Raw genomic sequence first — 18,703 nt, 5'->3', positions numbered from 1 at the left:
ATACCGAGAACCGACGACCCGCTAGATGACAATGAAAACGATTATCGATAAGTTCTCCCTTGGCCAACCCGGCATGCCCGGGGGCCCTGTTGGTGTGCCGAATGGCCACAACCGCGCGGTGAAGGGGAGATGTCGTGGCTCACTTGTTGATGGTGGAGAGCTGGGTCGGGTCGATGAGCAGACTGTTCCCCCGGGCGATCCTGGAGGGGGGCCATGAATTCACCTTCCTCACCCGCGATCTGCACCACTACCTCCGTGTGGCCCCCGAGGGCACCGCCCACCCACTTCTCGGCGCCCGCAATGTGCTGACCGCCGACACCAACGACGCCGAGACTCTGGCGGCCTTCGCGCTGCGGGCCCATGAGGTGCTGCACTTCGACGGAGTGATCACCTCCTGCGACTACTACCTCCCCGCGGCCGCGCGGATCGCCGGGCGGCTGGGCCTGCCCGGCCCCACTCCGGAGGCGGTCGACTCGGCATGCCGCAAGGACGCGACCCGCCGGGCCCTCGCCGAGGCCGGCCTTCCGGGGCCCCGCTTCGCCGTGTGCGCGGACCGGTCCGAGGCTGCCCGCGCCGCCCGCGGGATCGGCTACCCCCTGGTGCTCAAGCCGGTGGACCTGTGCGCAGGGATGTTCGTACGGCGCGTCGACGACGAGTCCGCGCTGGCACATGCCTTCCGCGCGGTCGACGCCTTCCCGGTCAATGCCCGTGGGCAGCGCCGCGCCGCCGCCGTACTGCTCGAAGAGCTGCTCGAGGGGCCCGAGGTCAGCGTGGAGACCGTGTCGTACAACGGCACCGCACACGTGGTGGGCGTGACCGACAAGAGCGTCGCGGGAGCGCCGGCGTTCGTGGAGACCGGCCATATGCATCCGGCCGAACTCTCGCCGGCCGACTCCGAGGCGGCCGCGGAGACGGCCCTGAGCGCCCTGAAGGCACTCGGCCTCGACGCAGTCGTGGCGCACACGGAGATCAAGCTGACCGCCGACGGGCCGCGTGTGATCGAGGTCAACCCCCGGCCGGCGGGGAACCGCATCACCGAACTCGTACGGCACGTGACCGGGATCGACCTCGCCGCCGCTTGTATCGACGTGGCCCTCGGACGCACCCCCGACCTGACGCGCCGGGACACCGGTCTGCACAGCGCCGCCATCGGCTTTTTGATGTCGGACCGTGAGGGAGTGCTGGAGGCGGTCGACGGCGTCGAGAAGTTGCGCGAGGCAGCCGGGTTGCTGGAGCTCCAGCTCGCCGAGCCGGGCAGGGCGGCGAAGGCGGCCGACAGCAACAACGACTACCTGGGCCACGTCATGGCCGGCGACGCGGAGGGCCTCGGCGCCCGCGGCCGTGTCGAAGCTCTGCTGGCCGAGCTCAGCCCCCGGGTGGTGCGCCGATGACCGCCGTCACCGGTATGCGGGCCACGGCTGCTTCGTACGGTGAGCTTGTCCGGCGTGTTCTCGCCGGGGACATGGGGCCGGACCCGCACGAGCTGCGGGTCGCGGTGGCGTTCACCACTCGGCAGGCGGTGCGGCATGCCGGACGCAGCGGCGGCTACCGCAACGAGGTACTGAGTCTGCGCGTGGCCGAAGCCGTGGGCTCCTGCGCCGTCGAGCCGGGCACACTGCCCGACGAGGCCGTGGAGGACTGCGTCGGGGCCGATGTCGCCCGGCTCCTCCGGCACCACCTGCCGGCCGTGCGGGTGGCCGCCCTGGACGCGTACCTGATGCACATCCTGCCGCACGCCCCGGTCAACGGAGCGCAGACCTGCCCCCTGCCCGCCGGCCCCTCCCTGGCCAAGTCCCGCGCGCGGGCGCGAGCCGTCGTGGAGCTGATCGACGCCGGGCCGCAGGCCAGGGTGCTCGTCGTCGGAGTGGTGAACTCGATCCTCGAGGCACTGCGGGCGCGGGACCTGACATACGTACCCTGCGACCTCAAGGGCGGTACCACCGAATGGGGCGAGCCGGTCCACACCGACGCTCTCGCCGAGGCGGTCCGCTGCGATGTCCTCCTCGTGTCCGGCATGACGCTCGGCAACGGCAGCTTCGAGGCCTTGCGTGAGCATGCGCTGCGGCACGGCAAGCCTCTGGTGATGTTCGCCCAGACCGGCAGCGCGGTGCTGCCGCGTCTCATCGGTTCCGGAGTGAGCGCCGTGTGCGCGGAGCCGTACCCCTTCTTCTGGCTGGACGGCGGCCCGGGTGTCATCCACCGGTACGGGCGGCTTCAGCTCGGAGCCGCCCTGTGACCGCGGCCGTTCTCACCCACCCCGGCAACCGGGAACTCCTCGGCCTGCTCGGCCGCACCCCGCTCGCCCGCGTCACCGTCGACCTGCCCTGCCCACAGCCCGGATTCTGGGCCAAGCTCGAAGGCCTCGGCGCGGGTGGGATGAAGTCACGGGCCGCCGTGTCCATGCTGCTCGGCGCGGAGGAGCGCGGCGAACTGCGCCCGGGCGCCCCGGTGGTGGAGTCGACCTCCGGCACGCTCGGACTGGGCCTTGCCTTCGCCGGACAGGCACTCGGGCACCCGATCGTGCTGGTCGGCGACATCGAACTGGAGCCGTCGATGCGGCAGTTGCTGCAGGCCCACGGAGTCAGGCTCGAGCTGGTCGACCGACCCGCTGCCGAGGGTGGCTGGCAGGCCGCCCGGCTCGGAAGGCTGCGCGAGCTCCTTGAGCTGCTGCCGGACGCGTACTGGCCCGACCAGTACAACAACCCCGACAACACCAGGGGTTACCAGTCGCTCGCGGCCGAGCTCGCCGACCAGCTCGACCATCTCGACGTGCTGGTGTGCAGCGTCGGCACCGGAGGCCACAGCTCCGGAATCATCGGCCCCCTGCGAAGGCGGTGGCCCGGGCTCCGGCTCATCGGAGTGGATGCCACCGGGTCGACGATCTTCGGCCAGCCCGCCAGGACCCGGCTGATGCGCGGCCTCGGGAGCAGCATTCATCCACGCAACGTCGCCTACGGAGCCTTCGACGAGGTCCACTGGGTCGGACCCGCCGAGGCCGCGGACGCCTGCCGGCGTCTGGCCGTCGGCAACTTCGTCAGCGGTGGCTGGAGCACCGGAGCCGTGGCCCTCGTCGCGGCCTGGGCCTCCCGCGTCCACCCCGGCGCGGTGGTCGCCACCGTCTTCCCCGACGGGCCGCACCGCTATCTCGGCAGCGTGTACGACGACGGCTTCGTGGCGGCCCACCGGCTCGACCTCGCGACCACCACCACCCGCCCGGTGGAGATCCCGCATCCCGCGGCAGCGGAGGCGACGGGCTGGACCCGGTGCCGGGCCGTCACCGACCCCCTCGACGACACCCCGAAAGTGAACCGGTGAAGGCAAGCCAGCAGACCGTAGACCTCCAACTCACCCGGCCACTACGGATATCCCGCGCCACGATGGCTGCCCGTGAGGCAGTGTGGCTTGACCTCGAACACGAAGGCCTCCACGGCTACGGAGAGGCCGTCACCAGCGGGTACTACGGTCTCGACGCCGACACCCTGGGGCACCTGCTGTACGCGGACTCGCAGTGGCTGGCAGGCTTCGCCGACCCCGAGAGCGCACTCGACGCCCTCGGGGACCCGGACCGTCCTGGCGCCGGGGTTCCACCGGCCGTGACCGCCGCTGTCGAGTCCGCACTGCTCGACCTCATCGGCAAGCGCTCGGGCCTCCCGGTGCACCGGCTCCTCGGCTCGGCCACAGCCACATCCGCGGCCACCGCCCGCACCATCGGCATCACGGCTCCGGACGTCGCTGCGGCGGAGGCAGGCCGCCTCGCCCGGCACGGCTTCACGGTCCTCAAGGTGAAGGCAGGCTCACCGGACCCGGCCGACGACCTCGACCGGGTACGCGCCGTACGCGCGGCCGCCCCTCACGTGCGCCTGCTGCTCGACCCCAACGGAGCCTGGGATTTCACCACCGCGCAGCGGCTGCTGCCCCTCTTCGCCGGACTCGGCGTCGAGGCCGTCGAACAGCCCCTCGCACCCGGTGACCCGGAGAGACTGGCCAAGCTCGCCGCACGCTCACCGCTCCCGCTCATCGCCGACGAGGACGCGGTCGGATTCGAGGACGCCCGCCGCCTCGCGGGACGCGTACAGGGCATCAACGTCAAGCTCGCCAAGTGCGGCGGGGTCGGCGCAGCGCTGCGCATCGCCGAACTGATCGAAGGCACCGGCACGGACCTGATGCTCGGCTGCCTGACCGCCAGCACGCTCGGTATCGCCCCCGCCGTCCATCTCGCGGACCGCGCCCGGTGGATCGACCTCGACGGGCATCTGCTGCTCGCCCACGACCCGTGGACCGGCATCGGCGGCACCGACGGCACCGTACGCGCCGAACGGAAGCCCGGCCTCGGGGTGCGCCGCCGCACCGAGGAGCCACGGCCATGAAGACATGGCACGAGATGCGGCGGTTCCCGCTCGCGATCCGGCTTCTCCTCGTCAACCAGCTCGGAGTCAACACGGGGTTCTACCTGCTCGTCCCCTACCTCGCCCTGCACATGAGCGAGGACCTGGGGATGTCGGCGGTGGTGGTCGGCATCGTGCTCGGGATCCGCAACCTCAGCCAGCAGGGGCTGTTCCTCATCGGCGGGTCGGCTTCGGACCGGCTCGGGGCACGGGGCGTCATCATCGCCGGGTGCGCCCTTCGCACCGTCGGCTTCGCCTTGTTCGCACTGGGCGACGGCCTGCCCGTACTACTGGGCGCTTCCGTGCTCAGCGGATTCGCCGGAGCACTGTTCAACCCGGCCGTGCGCGCGTATCTCGCCCTGGAGGCGGGGCAGCGGAAGGCAGAGGCGTTCGCGCTGTTCCACGTCTTCGCCACCACGGGCGCGCTGCTCGGTCCGCTGATCGGCAGCGCCCTGCTGCTCGTCGACTTCCGCGCGTCGGCGCTCACCGCGGCCGGGATCTTCGCCGTCCTCACCATCGCCCAGGCCATGGTGCTTCCGGCCCGCCAGGTCCCGCCGACCGGCAACAGCCTTCTCGCGGACTGGCGTGAGGTGATCGGCAACCGCCGCTTCCTGGCTTTCGCCCTGGCCATGGTCGGGCTTTTCACCCTGCAGAACCAGCTGTACCTGCTGCTTCCCGAGGGCGCGAGGCGCGCCACCGGCTGGGACGGTGCGGCCGGTCTGATCTTCCTCGTCGGCACGCTGAGCAACCTGCTGCTCCAGCTGCGTCTCACCCGCGCACTGCAGCACAGGGGCAGCAGGGCACGGTGGATCGGTGCCGGACTGGCGCTGATGGGGCTGTCCTTCGTGCCGCCGATCATGGTGGCGGGGACGGAGACCGCCCCCGCCGGCCCAGTCGACGCGGCTCTGCGCGCTCTGCCCGTGCTGGCAGGCGCCCTGTTGCTCTACACGGGCGTGATGATGGCCCAGCCGTTCGTGATGGAACTGACCCCCGGCTTCGCCCGACCGGAGCTCACCGGCACCTGCTTCGGGCTGTTCTACATGGTGTCAGGCATTGCCGCCGCGGTGGGGAACGCGCTCGTCGGCTGGGCCATGGACGTCGGCGAGGACACACGACTGCGGTGGCTGCCCTGGGCCTGCTGCCTGTGCTTCGGCCTCGTCTCCGCCGCCGCTGTCGCCTGGCTGCACCGCCGCCGAGCCCTGCCCGTCCCTGCCGAGCGCTCGCCGCTCGCGGCATGAGGAGACACGGAATGACACAACGACGCACGAGAAACCTGCTCACCGACCATCCCGCGCTGTACGAAGCCCGCTTCCCCGATCCCGGGCGGCTCGCCGGACGCTGGGCCGAGGACTGTCTACGGCGGTACGGGGCTCCGGGGCCCCGCGTCCTCGACATCGGCTGCGGCACGGGCCGGGACGCCGGCCACCTGCATGCGACCGGCCGTACGGTCACCGGCGCGGACCTGTCGGAGGCCATGCTGGCGTACGCCCGTGAGCGCCACCCAGGACCCGAGTACGTCCGGGCCGATCTGCGCGACTTCGATCTCGGGAGCTTCGATGCGGTGGTTTGCCTGGACAGCGCCCTGCTCTACTGCCACACCAATGACGAGCTCGACGGCTTCCTGTCCTCGTGCCGCCGCTCCCTGACGCCCGGTGGCCTGCTGGTCACGGAGATGCGCAACGGCGCCTTCTTCCTCGGCCGTACGGAACTGCTCGACACCCCTTCGGTGAGCGGCTTCGAGGCCGACGGCATCAGCTACCGCGCCACCACGACCATGCGCCTCGACAGGACCGCGCAGCTCCTGCGCCGCAGCCGGGTGTGGTCCGTGGGCGAAGGGGGCGCACCCGTCGAGCAGCACTCCGCATGGCGGCTGCTGTTCCCCCAGGAACTGCGTGGCCTCCTGGCCGCTCACGGCTTCGACGTGCTCGCACTGCACGACGGACCAGGTCCCCGCACCACGCCCCCGTGGCGCGAGGGCGACCCGCCTGGTGAGACGGCCGGCGCCGACCGGCTCCATGCCATCGCGCGTCTGGCGCATCACCACTGAGTTCACTCGACGATCTGCCGCTCCACACCGACAACCGTGCGCACCAGCGCAGCAAGGACCACGCCGATGAACACCCTTGAGTCACCGCTGAACACCCTTGAGCCGCCGCTCGCCCCTGCCCGCTTCCCCGGCCTCCACCGCCGCGGGTTCCTCGCCCTGACCGGAGGTGCGGCCGGTCTCGGTGCGCTCTCGCTCACCGGCTGCACCGGCAACGCTCCCGCCGCCGACCCGGCCGGCAAGGCCGGCGAGAGGCCCAAGCGCGGCGGACGGCTCCGTGCCGCGTTCGCCGGCGGTGGCGCCTCGGAGACCCTCGACCCGCACCGGGCCAACCTCTTCTCGGACGCCGCTCGCGCGAAGGCCCTCTTCGACAAGCTGGCCGACCACGGTCATGACCTGTCCGCCGTGCCACGCCTCGCCTCCGGATGGGAGCCCAACGCGCGCCTGGACCGGTGGAAGGTCACTCTGCGCCAGGCCGCCTTCCACAACGGCGAGCCGGTCACCGCCGACGACGTCCTGTACAGCTATCGCCGCATCACCGATCCGAAGAAGGCGTTCCGCGCCAAGGCTTCCCTGGAGCCGATCGATCTCGAAGCGAGCAGGGCGCTGGACGCACGTACGATCGAGTTCGTCCTGCGGCGGCCGTACGCGGAATTCCCCAACGTGCTGGCCGCGTTCGGCGCCTACATCGTGCCGCGGGGTGAGCAGGACTTCGACCACAAGCCGGTCGGAAGCGGCCCTTTCCGCTTCGTCTCCTTCACACCCGGCACCTCGGCCGTCTTCAAGCGCAACGACGACTACTGGGGAGGTGCCCCCTACCTGGACGAACTGCAGTTCCTCGTCGCCAACGAGGAGTCCGCACGCGGCAACGCCCTGCTCGGCGGCCAGGTCGAATACGCCCACGAACTCGGCCCCACCACGGCCCGCGCGCATGAGGGCAGGGGCCGAATCGAGATCGTGCGCCTCCGCAAGAGCGCCATGCAGGGCTTCGCGATGAAGACCGACCGGGCGCCGTTCGACGACAAGCGGGTGCGGGAGGCGTTCTTCCTGATCGCCGACCGCCAGGAACTGGTCGACGGAGCCCTGTCCGGCGCGGGCGAGATCGGCAACGACCTGTTCGGAAAGGGATACGAGTACTACGCGGAGAGCCTCCCGCAGCGTGCACAGGACCTCGACCGGGCCAGGGAGCTGCTCAAGCAGGCCGGGACCGAGAACCTGAAGGTCACCCTCGACACCTCACCCGTCGCCTCCGGGTTCACCGAGGCAGCCGCGATCTTCCGCGACCAGGCGGCCAAGGCGGGTGTCACCGTCGAGATCAGGACCGGCAGCAAGGACAGCTACTGGAAGGACATCCTCGACTCCGGCACCATCGCCTCCTACCGCTCCGGCGCCATGCCCATCGAGGCCCACATCGCGCAGCGCCTGCTCACCGACTCGACCACCAACGCCACCAAGTGGCAGCACAAGGACTTCGACGCCCTGTACCAGCAGGCGCAGTCCACCCGGGACAAGGCGGAGCGCACCGCGGTCTACGGGCGCATGCAGCGCCGTCTGCACTCCGAGGGCGGATTCCTGATCTGGGGCTTCGCCGACTGGATCCTCGGCACCGCCCGCAACGTCCGAGGCGTCCGGTCCGACGCGCCCGCCAACTCGCTCGACTGGGCGCGTTTCGACGAGGTCTGGCTGGCATGAGAGGGCACCGCTCCTGGGTCGTCCGGCGGCTGCTCCTCGGTGTGGCACAGACAGCGGCCGTCGTGCTGCTCGTCTTCGCGCTCACCGAGGCGCTGCCGGGCGACGCCGCGGTCGCACTCGCCGGGGACCACCCGGACCCGGAGCGGATCGCGGCCATCCGGGAGGCCATGGACCTCGACCGGCCCGCGCACGAACGCCTCCTCGACTGGGCGGGCGGACTCGTGCGCGGCGACTTCGGCACCTCACTTGCCTCGGGGCGGCCCGTCACGACGTACATCGCCGACGGCTTCGGACCGACGCTGCTGCTAGCCGGGCTCACGGTGGCGCTCCTCGTCCCGGTCGCGATCGGCCTCGGCGTGCTCGCCGCCCGCCACGAAGGCCGGCCGGTCGACCGACTCGTCAGCTCCGTGACCCTCGGCGTGTACGCGGTCCCCGAATTCGCGCTCGGGATGCTGCTGATCACGGTGTTCGCCCTGCGCTTCGGCTGGCTGCCGCCGACCGCGGTCGGGTACGGCGGCGAGCTTCTCTCCCATCCGGCCGCGCTGGTCCTCCCCACACTGATCCTGATGTTCCGTCCGGTGTGCTCCCTCTCCCGGCTGGTGCGTGCGGGCATGATCGAGGCGCTGGCCTCCCCGTACGCCGCCCAGGCCCGCCGCTACGGCATTCCGGGCGCCCGCGTCCGGTACGGACACTGCCTGCCCAACGCCATCACCCCCGCCGCCCAGCAGCTGGCCCGCACCATCGACTGGCTCCTCGGCGGCGTCATCGTCGTCGAGGCGCTGTACGTGATCCCGGGGCTCGGCACCGTTCTGATGAACGCCGTGGCCGAGCGCGATGTCCCGGTCGTGCAGGGCCTCGCCGTGGTCTTCGGCGTCACCACCGTCGTCCTCAACTTCGGCGCCGACCTGGTCACCCGGCGCTTCGCGCCCCGGGCGGAGGTGGCGGCATGAGGACCCGCTTCGCGCTCGGAACCGTCGTCATCGGCGTACCCCTGCTGCTCGCCCTGTTCGGGCCGCTGGTCGCGGGCGATCCGGGACAACGCGCGGCCTCGTTCACCCTGGGCGGCGGGCATTGGCTGGGTACCGACTTCGTCGGCCGGGACGTCGGGCGGCAGGTGCTGCTCGGCGGCCGCTCCGTGGTCGTCATCGCGCTCGCGGCGACCGGGCTCGCCTATCTGGCCGCGCTGCCGCTCGGCCTGATCAGCGCGCTGACTCACCGTACGTGGCTGGAAGAACTGCTGATGCGGCCACTCGACGTGTTGCTGGCCGTACCGTCGCTGCTGATGATCCTGCTCGTCGCCGCGGTCTACACACCGGGCACGGTGGGGCTCGCGCTGCTCGTGGCGCTCGTCAACATCCCGGACGCCGCCCGTATCGTGCGCGCCTGTGCGGCCGAGGTGGCATCCCGTCCGGCCACCGAGGCACTGCGGATGCAGGGGGAGACCTGGTGGCGGACGGCTGTCGGCCATGTCGGCAGGTCCATCACGCGGACGCTGGCCGCCGACGCGGGCGTACGGCTCACCGGGGTGCTCTATCTCGTGGCCACCGCGGCGTTCCTCGGCGTCGGTGTCGAACCGGACGCCGCCGACTGGGCGGTCATGGTGGACCGCAACCGCGCCGGACTGTTCGTCCAGCCGTGGGCAGTCGTCGTGCCCGCGCTTTTGATCGTCGCCCTCACCATGGGCGGCAACCTTCTGGCCGACGCCGCAATGGAGAAGAGCCCGGGGAGCCCGGGGAGCCCGGGGAGTCCGGGGAGTCCGGGGAGTCCGGGGAAGAGGGAGAATCGGACGTGAACACGGGCACGGAGATCGTCGCCGAGATCGCGGACCTGTGCATCGAGATCAACGGCAGACCCATCGTCGAGGCGGTCAGCCTCCAGGTCCGGCGCGGAAGCGTCACCGCGCTGGTCGGTGCCTCCGGCAGCGGCAAGACGACCACCGGCCTCGCCCTGCTCGGCGCGTACCCGGCCGGAGCCCGGGTCTCCGGCCACGTACGCGTACCCGAGGGGCTGGTGGGCTACGTGCCACAGCACCCGGGATCCGTCCTCAACCCCGCGCTCCGAGTCGGCGCCCTCCTGCGGGACATCGCCGCCGGACAGGTACGGCACCTGCCCCGACGTGAGCGGCGCGCCGCCGTGGAGGAGGGCGTACTCCGGGCACTGTCCCTGGCCCAGCTCCAAGATCCGGCCGCGGTGTTGACGCGCTACCCGCACCAGCTCTCCGGCGGCCAGCAGCAGCGCGTCGTCCTGGCACAGGCACTGCTGTTCGGGGCCAGGGTGCTGGTCGCTGACGAGCCGACCACGGGACAGGACGCGCTGACCAAGCAGCGCATCGTCGAGCAGCTGGCGCACGTCGCCGGGCAGGGCATCGCCGTCGTCCTGCTCAGCCACGACCTCGACGTCGTCCGTGCACTCGCCGATGAGGTCCTGGTCATGCGGGACGGGCACGTGGTGGAGTCGGGTCCGGCCGAGCAGGTGTGGCTCGCACCGCGCCATCCATGGACGGCCGAACTCCTGACGGCGGCCAGGGCCGGGGAGCGTGCGTGGCGGACCGGCGCGGGAAGGACGGTGCTGGACGTACGCGGCCTCACCGCCAGGCACGGCCGCAGCACGGTGCTCCGCGCCGCCGGGTTGCACCTCCGTACAGGCGAGTGCCTCGCGGTCCTCGGCCGTTCGGGCAGTGGCAAGACCACGCTCGGCCGCTGCCTGGCCGGCCTCCACCGGAACCACGACGGCGAGCTGCTTCTCGACGGTACGCCGCTCCCGCGGAGCCTGCGGGACCGGACGCGAGAGCAACTGGCCGCTGTGCAGTACGTTTTCCAGGACGCCAGGGCCTCCTTCGACGAACACCGTTCCGTACTCGCGCAGATGGCCCGCACCGCGGTTCGGCTGCGAGGGCTGACCGGGGCCGGTGCGCTGGCCGAGGCGGTGAGGACCGCCGGCGCCCTCGGCCTGACGGAGGAGACCGTCCGGCGCAGGCCCGCACGGCTGTCGGGCGGCGAAGTGCAGCGGGCCGCCCTCGCCCGCGCCTTGCTCGCCCGACCCCGCGTGCTGATCTGTGACGAGATCACCTCCGGGCTCGACGCGGTCACCCGGGCAGGCATGCTCGACCTGCTCGGCGGACTGATGCGGGAGCGGCGAGATCTGTCCCTGGTCCTCGTCACCCACGACCTCGATGCGGCTGCCCTGGCCACGAGGATCGCCGTGGTGGACGCCGGTCGCATCGTCGAGGACGGTGCGTCGGAGCAGGTTCTCACCGCCCCGAAGCACCCCCTCACCGTCGCGCTGGTGGAAAGCGCGCGAGGGGGGCCTCGGGGCGGGAGGAAGGAGGGCGCCCGGCCCGTGGGCTGAGCGGCACCCTCGGCCGGCCGCCCCGGGCCGCCGCCGTCAGCGGATCTGCCGCCCCGAGATCGCGCGGGCGATCACGAGGCGCTGGATCTCGCTCGTGCCTTCGAAGATGGTGTAGATCTTGGCGTCCCGGTACATGCGCTCCACCGGATGCTCCCGGCTGTAGCCGGCCCCGCCCAGCACCTGGATCGCCTTCTCGCTCGCCGCGACGGCCAGTTCGCCCGCGCGCAGCTTGGACATGGAGCCCTGGCCGGCGTCGAAGGTGCGGCCGCCGCGGGCCATCCAGGCGGCCTGCCAGATCAGCAGCCGGACCGCCTCGATCTCGGTGCGCAGATCGGCGAGGGCGAAGGCGATGGACTGGTTCTCGATGATCGGGCGGCCGAACGCCTCCCGCTCGCCCGCGTAGTCGAGCGCGTACTCGTACGCGGCGCGGGCGATGCCGAGCGCCTGTGCGCCCACGGTCGGGCGGCTGACCTCGAAGGTGGCCATGGCCGCCTGGCCCTTCGCGCCCGTGGTGCCCTCGCGGGCCCGGGCGAGCCGGGCATCGAGGCGCTCCTTGCCGCCGAGGAGGCAACTGCCCGGTATGCGTACGTCGTCGAGGAAGACATCCGCGGTGTGCGAGGCACGCAGCCCCAGCTTCTTGATCTTCTTCGCGCCTTCGAGGCCCTTGGTGCCGGGCGGGACGATGAACGCGGCCTGACCGCGGGCGCCGAGGGGCGGCTCGACGGAGGCGACCACGACATGCACGTTCGCGATCCCGCCGTTGGTGATCCAGGCCTTCTGGCCGGACAGCACCCACTCGTCCTTCGCCTCGTCGTAGCGGGCGCGGGTGCGCATCGAGGAGACATCCGAGCCCGCCTGCGGCTCCGAGACGCAGAACGCGGCCACCTTCGGATCGTTCTCGTCGCCGAAGCACTGCGGCACCCACTCGGCCAGCTGGTCGGGCGTGCCGGAGGAGAAGATCCCGGCGACGGCGAGCGAGGTGCCGAACAGGGCCATGCCGATGCCCGCGTCGCCCCAGAACAGTTCCTCGTTGGCGATCTGGAGCGAGAGGCCGGAGGGGTCGCCGAACAGGTCGGCCAGGGACTCGAATCCGTACAGGCCGATCTTCGCGGCTTCCTGGATGACCGGCCAGGGGGTCGCCTCGCGCTCGTCCCACTCGGCGGCGGCGGGCCGCACCACGGATGCGGCGAAGCCGTGCACCCAGTCACGCAGGTCGCGCTGGTCCTCGGTGAGGTCGAGGCAGAAGCCGGAGCTGTTGGTGGATGACATGTCAGGCCTTGGGGATGTCGAAGTAGCGGGTCAGTCCGGAGGCGAGGGCGACATCGCCCGCGATCCTGAGCTTGCGGGTCATGAACAGCGTGACCGGGTTGCTGTTGCCGGAGACCAGCTTGAGGAAGTCCGCGTCGGCCATGACGAGGGTGACCCGGGGCTCCGCCTCGGAGCGGCCCTCGCGGACCGTGACGGCGCCGTCGGCGATGGCGGTTTCGTACACCGCCTCGCTCACCCCGCTGATCTTCCAGCGGATCACTGCCCGGAGCGAGCCCGCCGCCTCGGGCTTGAACTGCCGTTCCATCCGGCCGAAGACCTCCTGCAGGACGCGTGCGCGCAGGGCGGCGTCCTGGGCCATCTCCTTGATCTCCTTGGCGGACAGGCTCTTGACGATCTTCGCGAACTCCTGCGGCGAGATGTTCGCGAAGTCCAGGTCCGCCAGGTTCTCGGGGGTGTTGCCACGTGCCACGAGGGCCTCCTCGGTCGATTACTTACTCTAGAGTAAGCTTACTTGCGAGTCAGAAGATTGCCAGACCTCCTTGAATTTTCTTTACGCGCGGGTAAGTTGACGGAACGGCAGTTGCTGTGCACCACCGCGCGTCACAACACGTCAGGCCAACCACGGAGCCGACCATGGGCGTACGCAAGGATCTGAAACGAGCCAAGCAGCGCGGCGATCTGGCGAGCAGGGCCGCCGTCGAGCTGATCAGGGAGGACGGCGTCGTACGGGAAGTGCGCGCCGCCCCGCTCGCCCCGACGGGCCGCACGGGCTCCGCCGCCGATGTCCCCTTCACCAACGCGGCCGAGGAACCGGACGCCGTCGTCGTGCGCCGCAAGTCGGGCGGCACCTGGCGGCCGGTGGACGCCGCCGGATTCGCGCGCGAAGTCGCCGCCGCGGCCAGGGGATTGATCGCCGCGGGGCTCGAACCGGGCGGCCGGGTCGCCCTCATGTCGAGCACCCGCTACGAATGGGCGGTCCTCGACTTCGCCATCTGGGCGGCCGGCGGCCAGACCGTGCCGATCTACGCCACCTCCTCCGCCGACCAGATCGAATGGATCATCCGGGACTCCGGCGCCGCCTACCTGATCACGGAGACGGCCGACCACACCCTCACCGCCAAGGAGGCCGTCTCCCGGCTGTCCGAGCCGCCCCGCCAGTGGGAACTCGACGAGGGCGCCATCCTCGAACTCGCCACACTGGGCCGCGACATACCCGACGAGGAGGTCGGCCGTCGGCGGGCGGCACTCACCCCCGACACCGTCGCCACCATCTGCTACACCTCCGGCACCACGGGCCGGCCCAAGGGCTGCGTCCTCACCCACGGCAACCTGCTCGCCGAGGCGGCCAACACGGTCGAGCTGCTGCACCCCATCTTCAAGGAGGTCACCGGACAGGTCGCGTCGACCCTGCTCTTCCTGCCCCTTGCGCACGTCCTGGGCCGCACCATCCAGCTCGCCTGCATGATCGGCCGGATCGAGATCGGCCACTGCCCGAGCATCAAGCCGGACGAACTGAGGCCCGAACTGCGCTCCTTCAAGCCGACGTTCGTCGTCGGCGTCCCCTATCTCTTCGAGAAGATCCACGACACCGCACGGGCCACCGCAGAGAAGATCGGCCGCGGTTCGTCCTTCGAGCGCGCGGACCGGATCGCGGTGCGCTACGGAGAAGCCTTCCTCGACAAGTTCCTGGACCGGGGCAAGGGACCGACACTCGGCCTCCGCCTGGCCTGGGCCCTGTACGACCTGCTGGTCTATCGCCGGGTCAGGAAGGAACTCGGCGGCCGGCTGAGCTACGCCATCAGCGGCGGCTCACCGCTGGACCGGCGGCTCAACCTCTTCTTCATGGCGGCGGGCATCGTCATCTTCGAGGGCTACGGCCTCACCGAGACCAGCGCCGCGGCCACCGTCACCCCGCCGCTCGGCCCGCGCCCGGGCACCGTCGGCCTGCCGGTGCCCGGCACGGCGGTACGCATCGGTGACGGCGGCGAGGTGCTGGTCCGCGGAGGCATCGTCTTCGACTCCTACCGGAACAATCCCGAGGCGACCGAGGAGGTCCTGCGTGACGGCTGGTTCACCACGGGCGACCTGGGCGAACTCGACGAGGACGGCTATCTGAGGATCACCGGCCGCGAGAAGGACATCATCGTCACCTCCGGCGGCAAGAACGTCTCGCCCACCCAGCTCGAGGACCGGCTGCGCAGCCGGCCGCCCATCGGCCAGTGCATGGTCGTCGGCGACAACCGCTCCTACGTGGCCGCACTCGTCACCCTGGATCCCGAAGCGGTTGAGTACTGGCTCGCGGTGCGCAAGATGCCGAAGGACACACCGATATCCGAGATCATCCGCGATCCACGGATGATCGCCGGCGTCCAGAAGGCCGTGGACTACGCCAACGAGTCCGTCTCGCGGGCCGAGTCCATCCGCAAATTCACCATCGTCGAGGGGGAGTTCACCGAGGACAACGGTCTGCTCACCCCCTCGCTGAAGATCAAACGAAAGGCTGTCGCGGACGTGTACGGGGACCGGATCGAGGCGCTCTATGGCTGATGGGACATACGGCCGCGAATCCGGCTGCGAATCCGGACGTGCGGCAGCATCCGGCCGCGCCGACGAGCTGTCCAGCGAGGACGACTACGACTACGACGTCATCGTTGTCGGGTCCGGATTCGGCGGATCCGTCTCGGCGCTGCGCCTGACCGAGAAGGGCTACCGCGTCGCAGTCCTCGAAGCCGGCCGCCGCTTCGGCCGGCAGGACCTGCCCACCAGCTCCTGGGCGCTGCGCGACTATCTGTGGGCCCCACGCCTCGGCCTCTACGGCATCCAGCGCATCCACGCGATGCGCAAGGTCATGATCCTCGCGGGCGCCGGAGTCGGCGGCGGCTCGCTCAACTACGCCAACACCCTCTACGTACCGCCGCCCGCCTTCTTCCAGGACGGGCCGTGGTCCTCCATCACCGACTGGCGCAGTGAACTCGCCCCGTACTACGACCAGGCCCGGCGCATGCTCGGCGTCAGACAGAACCCCACGACCACCGAGGTGGACGTCCATCTGAAGGCGACGGCCGAGGCGATGGGCGTGGGGGACACCTTCCGGCTCACCCCGGTCGGGGTCTTCTTCGGTGACGGCGAAGACGGCTCGGGCGAGGCGCGGGGCGCGCCCGGCGCCGAGGTTCCCGACCCGTACTTCGGCGGCGCGGGCCCCGCGCGCACCGCGTGCACCGAGTGTGGGTCCTGTATGACGGGCTGCCGGGTCGGCGCCAAGAACACCCTCACCGAGAACTACCTGTACCTCGCCGAGCGGGCGGGCGCCGTGATCCACCCGCTCACCACGGTCACGGCGGTGACGGAAGTGGCCGACGGCGGCTTCGAGGTGACCGCCGCGCCCACGCCCAGAAAGCGCCGCAGGCGGGCCCGGCGGGTGCTGCGCGCCCGGTACGTCGTCCTTGCGGCGGGCACGTACGGCACACAGACGCTGCTGCACGACATGCGCCGGCGGAACCTCCTGCCCGGACTGTCCCCGTGCCTCGGCGAGCTGACCCGGACCAACTCCGAGGCGCTGGTGGGCGCGCTCACCTTCCCCGGCCGGTACCGCAGGGCGCGCGGCACCCGCGAGGAACCGGACTTCACCCGGGGCGTGGCCATCACCTCGTCGATGCTCACCGACGAGGCCACCCATATCGAGAGCGTCCGCTACGGCCGCGGTTCCAATCTGATGGCGCTGATCTGCGTACCGCAGTACTCGCAGCGCATCCCCAAACCGCTCGCCGCGCTCCTTGCCTTCGCCCGGCACCCCGTGCTCGTGGCCAGGACCGCGACGACCTACCGCTGGTCGGAGCGGACCATCATCGGCCTGGTGATGCAGACCCACGACAACTCCCTGACCACCCGGCTCACCCGGCGCGGCAGCCTCACGGTCGAGCAGAGCCGTGGGACGCCCAACCCGGTGCACATCCCGCAGGGCTGGGAGGCGGCGAAGCTGCTCGCCGAGCGCATCGGCGGGTTCGCCGGGACCAACATCGGGGAGCTGACGGGCCGGCCGATGACCGCGCACTTCCTCGGCGGCTGCCCGATCGGGGCGAATCGGCAGGAGGGCGTCATCGACCCCTACCACCGGGTGTACGGACATCCGGGGCTCTCGGTGGTCGACGGCGCCGCGGTCTCCGCGAACCTCGGGGTCAACCCCTCGCTGACGATCACGGCGCAGGCCGAGCGGGCGATGGCCCTGTGGCCGAACCGGGGCGAGCCCGACCCGAGGCCGGACCAGAACGCCGGGTACCTGCCCCCGGTGGTGGTCGCGCCCCGCAGGCCCGTGGTGCCCGAGGGCGCCTTCGGCGAATGGCGGGTGACCCCGCCCGGCGGGCGGCACCAGGCCGCTCGGTGAAACAAGTGGATCCCGAAGCAAGGAGTCTGGTTCATGCCCGGATACCGCACCGTCGTCGTGGGCACCGACGGATCACCGTCGTCTCTCGGCGCTGTCGAACAAGCGGCGCGGCTCGCCGCTTCCTGCGCGGCCGAGCTGGTCGTGGCCTGCGCCTATCTGCCGATGCGCGGCCGTGATCTGGCGAAGGCACGTGATCAGCTCGGCGACGAGGCCTACCAGGTCGTCGGCTCGGCGCCCGCCATGGACACCCTGCAGAGCGCCAGGGACCGGGCCGTCGCCCAGGGCGCCGACCCGGTGCGGACGGTGGCGGTCGAGGGTGATCCGGTGGCCGCCCTGACGCGGGTCGCCGAGGAGCACCGGGCCGATCTGCTGGTGGTCGGCAACCGCGGACTGCGCTCGCTCACCGGACGCATTCTCGGCTCGGTGCCCGCGGACGTCGCCCGCAAGGCCCGACTCGACGTACTGATCGTGCACACCACATGACCGCGCCACCGCCGGAGTCACCGCAGCCCCCGGAATGGCAGCAGCCACCGAAGTCACCGCACTCGGCGGAGCCGCACGAGCCGGTGGAATCCGCGGAGGAGGCCGAGGCCCTGTGGCGGCGCGTCGAGCCGATCCTGCTCGGCGGCGAGCGGATCCATACGAGGGCCGACATCGTCGCCAAGTCCGGGGTGCCGCCCGAGCGCACCCACGAGATCTGGCGGGCCCTGGGATTCCCGCTGGTCGACGACGATGCCGTCAGCTTCACGGACGCCGATGTCGCCGCCCTGCTGGTCGGCGAGCGCCTCATCGCCGCGGGCCTCATCACCGAGGACAGCGAGACGATGATGACCAGGGCGCTCGGCCAGCATCTGTCCAGGCTCGCCGAGTGGCAGGTGCACACGCTGTGGGCCTGGCTGATGGAACACACCGACGACCGCCTCGACGGGGATACCCTCGCCGAGGCCGTCGAGGCGCTGCTGCCCGAACTTGAACTGCTGCAGAACCATGTGTGGCGGCGGCACCTGGCCGCGTATGCGCAGCGGGTCCTCACCACTGCGGAGGACCGTCCGCAGACGCGTCCGCAGGCGGTGGGGTTCACCGACATGGTCGGCTACACCAGGCTGACCCGGGGGCTCGGGATCACCGAACTCGGGCAGCTGCTCGACCGGTTCGAGACATGGACGGCCGGTGTGGTCGCGGACGGCGGCGGCCGTGTGGTGAAGACCGTCGGTGACGAAGTCCTCTATGTGTGCGATACGGTTCAGGCGGCGGCGGAGATCGCCCTGGAACTGTCCGCGCCCACGGACCCCGATCTGCCCGAGGTGCGTACGGGACTCGCACACGGCCCGGTACTGGGCAGGTTCGGCGACGTGTACGGGCCCGCGGTGAACATCGCGGCCCGGCTCACCTCGGTGGCCCGGCCCGGCACCGTACTCGTCGACACGTCGTTCGCCCTGGGGCTGGCGGGGGCAGAGCAGTATGCGCTGCGGGCGCTGCGGCCCGTGTCGGTGCGCGGCTACAGCCGCCTGCGGCCCGTGGTGTTGCGCCGGGCGGGCTGAGGGGCCAGGTGTTTGACTGGCGGGGGACGGATCGGCGTGGGGC

16 protein-coding genes are annotated in these 18,703 nt (G+C 71.2%); 14 read left to right on the top strand and 2 right to left on the bottom strand.

Going from position 1 to position 18,703, the window contains the following annotated elements; genetic code table 11:
- Nucleotides 1–134: 134 nt before the first annotated feature.
- The 10 genes from ACLF6P_RS10320 to ACLF6P_RS10275 all read left to right on the top strand — a co-directional run bounded on the left by ACLF6P_RS10320 (nucleotide 135) and on the right by ACLF6P_RS10275 (nucleotide 11,469).
- Nucleotides 135–1,391: an ATP-grasp domain-containing protein gene (locus tag ACLF6P_RS10320; protein WP_415949664.1), complete on the top strand. Its 1,257-nt coding sequence runs from the start codon at nucleotides 135–137 to the stop codon at nucleotides 1,389–1,391.
- Nucleotides 1,388–2,236 (top strand): Rossmann-like domain-containing protein, encoded by an 849-nt coding sequence (locus ACLF6P_RS10315; protein ID WP_415949663.1) that lies wholly within the window; start codon nucleotides 1,388–1,390, stop codon nucleotides 2,234–2,236. The genes ACLF6P_RS10320 and ACLF6P_RS10315 overlap by 4 nt, the downstream gene beginning before the upstream one ends.
- Nucleotides 2,233–3,315: a PLP-dependent cysteine synthase family protein gene (locus ACLF6P_RS10310; RefSeq protein WP_415949662.1), complete on the top strand. Its 1,083-nt coding sequence runs from the start codon at nucleotides 2,233–2,235 to the stop codon at nucleotides 3,313–3,315. The genes ACLF6P_RS10315 and ACLF6P_RS10310 overlap by 4 nt, the downstream gene beginning before the upstream one ends.
- Nucleotides 3,312–4,367 (top strand): mandelate racemase/muconate lactonizing enzyme family protein, encoded by a 1,056-nt coding sequence (locus ACLF6P_RS10305; RefSeq protein WP_415949661.1) that lies wholly within the window; start codon nucleotides 3,312–3,314, stop codon nucleotides 4,365–4,367. The genes ACLF6P_RS10310 and ACLF6P_RS10305 overlap by 4 nt, the downstream gene beginning before the upstream one ends.
- Nucleotides 4,364–5,623, top strand: a complete 1,260-nt coding sequence (locus tag ACLF6P_RS10300) for an MFS transporter (protein ID WP_415949660.1) — start codon at nucleotides 4,364–4,366, stop codon at nucleotides 5,621–5,623. The genes ACLF6P_RS10305 and ACLF6P_RS10300 overlap by 4 nt, the downstream gene beginning before the upstream one ends.
- An 11-nt stretch (nucleotides 5,624–5,634) precedes the next feature.
- Nucleotides 5,635–6,432 (top strand): class I SAM-dependent DNA methyltransferase, encoded by a 798-nt coding sequence (locus ACLF6P_RS10295; RefSeq protein ID WP_415949659.1) that lies wholly within the window; start codon nucleotides 5,635–5,637, stop codon nucleotides 6,430–6,432.
- A 66-nt stretch (nucleotides 6,433–6,498) separates the two neighbouring features.
- Nucleotides 6,499–8,121, top strand: a complete 1,623-nt coding sequence (locus ACLF6P_RS10290) for an ABC transporter substrate-binding protein (protein ID WP_415949658.1) — start codon at nucleotides 6,499–6,501, stop codon at nucleotides 8,119–8,121.
- A complete protein-coding gene (locus tag ACLF6P_RS10285; RefSeq protein WP_415949657.1) occupies nucleotides 8,118–9,071 on the top strand; it encodes an ABC transporter permease in 954 nt (317 codons plus the stop codon). The genes ACLF6P_RS10290 and ACLF6P_RS10285 overlap by 4 nt, the downstream gene beginning before the upstream one ends.
- On the top strand, nucleotides 9,068–9,913 hold the full coding sequence (locus ACLF6P_RS10280; RefSeq protein ID WP_415949656.1) for an ABC transporter permease: 846 nt from the start codon (nucleotides 9,068–9,070) through the stop codon (nucleotides 9,911–9,913). The genes ACLF6P_RS10285 and ACLF6P_RS10280 overlap by 4 nt, the downstream gene beginning before the upstream one ends.
- Nucleotides 9,910–11,469, top strand: a complete 1,560-nt coding sequence (locus ACLF6P_RS10275) for an ABC transporter ATP-binding protein (RefSeq protein WP_415949655.1) — start codon at nucleotides 9,910–9,912, stop codon at nucleotides 11,467–11,469. The genes ACLF6P_RS10280 and ACLF6P_RS10275 overlap by 4 nt, the downstream gene beginning before the upstream one ends.
- A 36-nt stretch (nucleotides 11,470–11,505) precedes the next feature.
- Here ACLF6P_RS10275 and ACLF6P_RS10270 read toward each other — a convergent pair whose 3' ends face one another.
- Together ACLF6P_RS10270 and ACLF6P_RS10265 are read right to left on the bottom strand one after the other, a co-directional pair.
- Nucleotides 11,506–12,738, bottom strand: coding sequence for an acyl-CoA dehydrogenase family protein (locus ACLF6P_RS10270; protein ID WP_415949654.1), 1,233 nt, complete (start codon nucleotides 12,736–12,738; stop codon nucleotides 11,506–11,508).
- A 1-nt stretch (nucleotide 12,739) separates the two neighbouring features.
- A complete protein-coding gene (locus tag ACLF6P_RS10265; RefSeq protein ID WP_415949652.1) occupies nucleotides 12,740–13,207 on the bottom strand; it encodes an SCP2 sterol-binding domain-containing protein in 468 nt (155 codons plus the stop codon).
- Nucleotides 13,208–13,371: 164 nt separating this feature from the next.
- Between ACLF6P_RS10265 and ACLF6P_RS10260 the strand changes: the two genes are divergently transcribed.
- The 4 genes from ACLF6P_RS10260 to ACLF6P_RS10245 are packed head-to-tail and all read left to right on the top strand — an operon-like array spanning nucleotide 13,372 to nucleotide 18,660.
- On the top strand, nucleotides 13,372–15,285 hold the full coding sequence (locus ACLF6P_RS10260; RefSeq protein ID WP_415949651.1) for an AMP-dependent synthetase/ligase: 1,914 nt from the start codon (nucleotides 13,372–13,374) through the stop codon (nucleotides 15,283–15,285).
- Nucleotides 15,278–17,119 carry a GMC oxidoreductase gene (locus ACLF6P_RS10255; RefSeq protein WP_415949650.1) on the top strand — a complete coding sequence of 614 codons (1,842 nt, stop codon included), beginning with the start codon at nucleotides 15,278–15,280 and terminating at the stop codon, nucleotides 17,117–17,119. The genes ACLF6P_RS10260 and ACLF6P_RS10255 overlap by 8 nt, the downstream gene beginning before the upstream one ends.
- 33 nt (nucleotides 17,120–17,152) lie before the next feature.
- The gene (locus tag ACLF6P_RS10250; RefSeq protein WP_415949649.1) at nucleotides 17,153–17,602 is read left to right on the top strand and encodes a universal stress protein; all 450 of its coding nucleotides are present in this window, start codon (nucleotides 17,153–17,155) and stop codon (nucleotides 17,600–17,602) included.
- Entirely contained in the window at nucleotides 17,599–18,660 is a 1,062-nt protein-coding gene (locus ACLF6P_RS10245) for an adenylate/guanylate cyclase domain-containing protein (RefSeq protein WP_415949648.1), read from the top strand. The genes ACLF6P_RS10250 and ACLF6P_RS10245 overlap by 4 nt, the downstream gene beginning before the upstream one ends.
- Nucleotides 18,661–18,703: the final 43 nt, after the last annotated feature.

The sequence above is a fragment of the Streptomyces lothianensis genome, from assembly GCF_047779955.1.
In the GTDB taxonomy this organism is placed as follows: Bacteria; Actinomycetota; Actinomycetes; order Streptomycetales; family Streptomycetaceae; genus Streptomyces.
The sequence above is the reverse complement of the archived record's forward strand: the minus strand, read 5'-3'. Positions and strand labels throughout refer to the sequence as shown.

What these genes read in the sequence shown, in the direction of transcription:
- ACLF6P_RS10315 (WP_415949663.1), top strand. Translation starts at nt 1,388, where the DNA reads ATGACCGCCGTCACCGGTATGCGGGCCACGGCTGCTTCGTACGGTGAG.
- ACLF6P_RS10300 (WP_415949660.1), top strand. Translation starts at nt 4,364, where the DNA reads ATGAAGACATGGCACGAGATGCGGCGGTTCCCGCTCGCGATCCGGCTT.
- ACLF6P_RS10295 (WP_415949659.1), top strand. Translation starts at nt 5,635, where the DNA reads ATGACACAACGACGCACGAGAAACCTGCTCACCGACCATCCCGCGCTG.
- ACLF6P_RS10290 (WP_415949658.1), top strand. Translation starts at nt 6,499, where the DNA reads ATGAACACCCTTGAGTCACCGCTGAACACCCTTGAGCCGCCGCTCGCC.
- ACLF6P_RS10285 (WP_415949657.1), top strand. Translation starts at nt 8,118, where the DNA reads ATGAGAGGGCACCGCTCCTGGGTCGTCCGGCGGCTGCTCCTCGGTGTG.
- ACLF6P_RS10280 (WP_415949656.1), top strand. Translation starts at nt 9,068, where the DNA reads ATGAGGACCCGCTTCGCGCTCGGAACCGTCGTCATCGGCGTACCCCTG.
- ACLF6P_RS10270 (WP_415949654.1), bottom strand. Translation starts at nt 12,738, where the DNA reads ATGTCATCCACCAACAGCTCCGGCTTCTGCCTCGACCTCACCGAGGAC.
- ACLF6P_RS10260 (WP_415949651.1), top strand. Translation starts at nt 13,372, where the DNA reads ATGGGCGTACGCAAGGATCTGAAACGAGCCAAGCAGCGCGGCGATCTG.
- ACLF6P_RS10255 (WP_415949650.1), top strand. Translation starts at nt 15,278, where the DNA reads ATGGCTGATGGGACATACGGCCGCGAATCCGGCTGCGAATCCGGACGT.
- ACLF6P_RS10250 (WP_415949649.1), top strand. Translation starts at nt 17,153, where the DNA reads ATGCCCGGATACCGCACCGTCGTCGTGGGCACCGACGGATCACCGTCG.
- ACLF6P_RS10245 (WP_415949648.1), top strand. Translation starts at nt 17,599, where the DNA reads ATGACCGCGCCACCGCCGGAGTCACCGCAGCCCCCGGAATGGCAGCAG.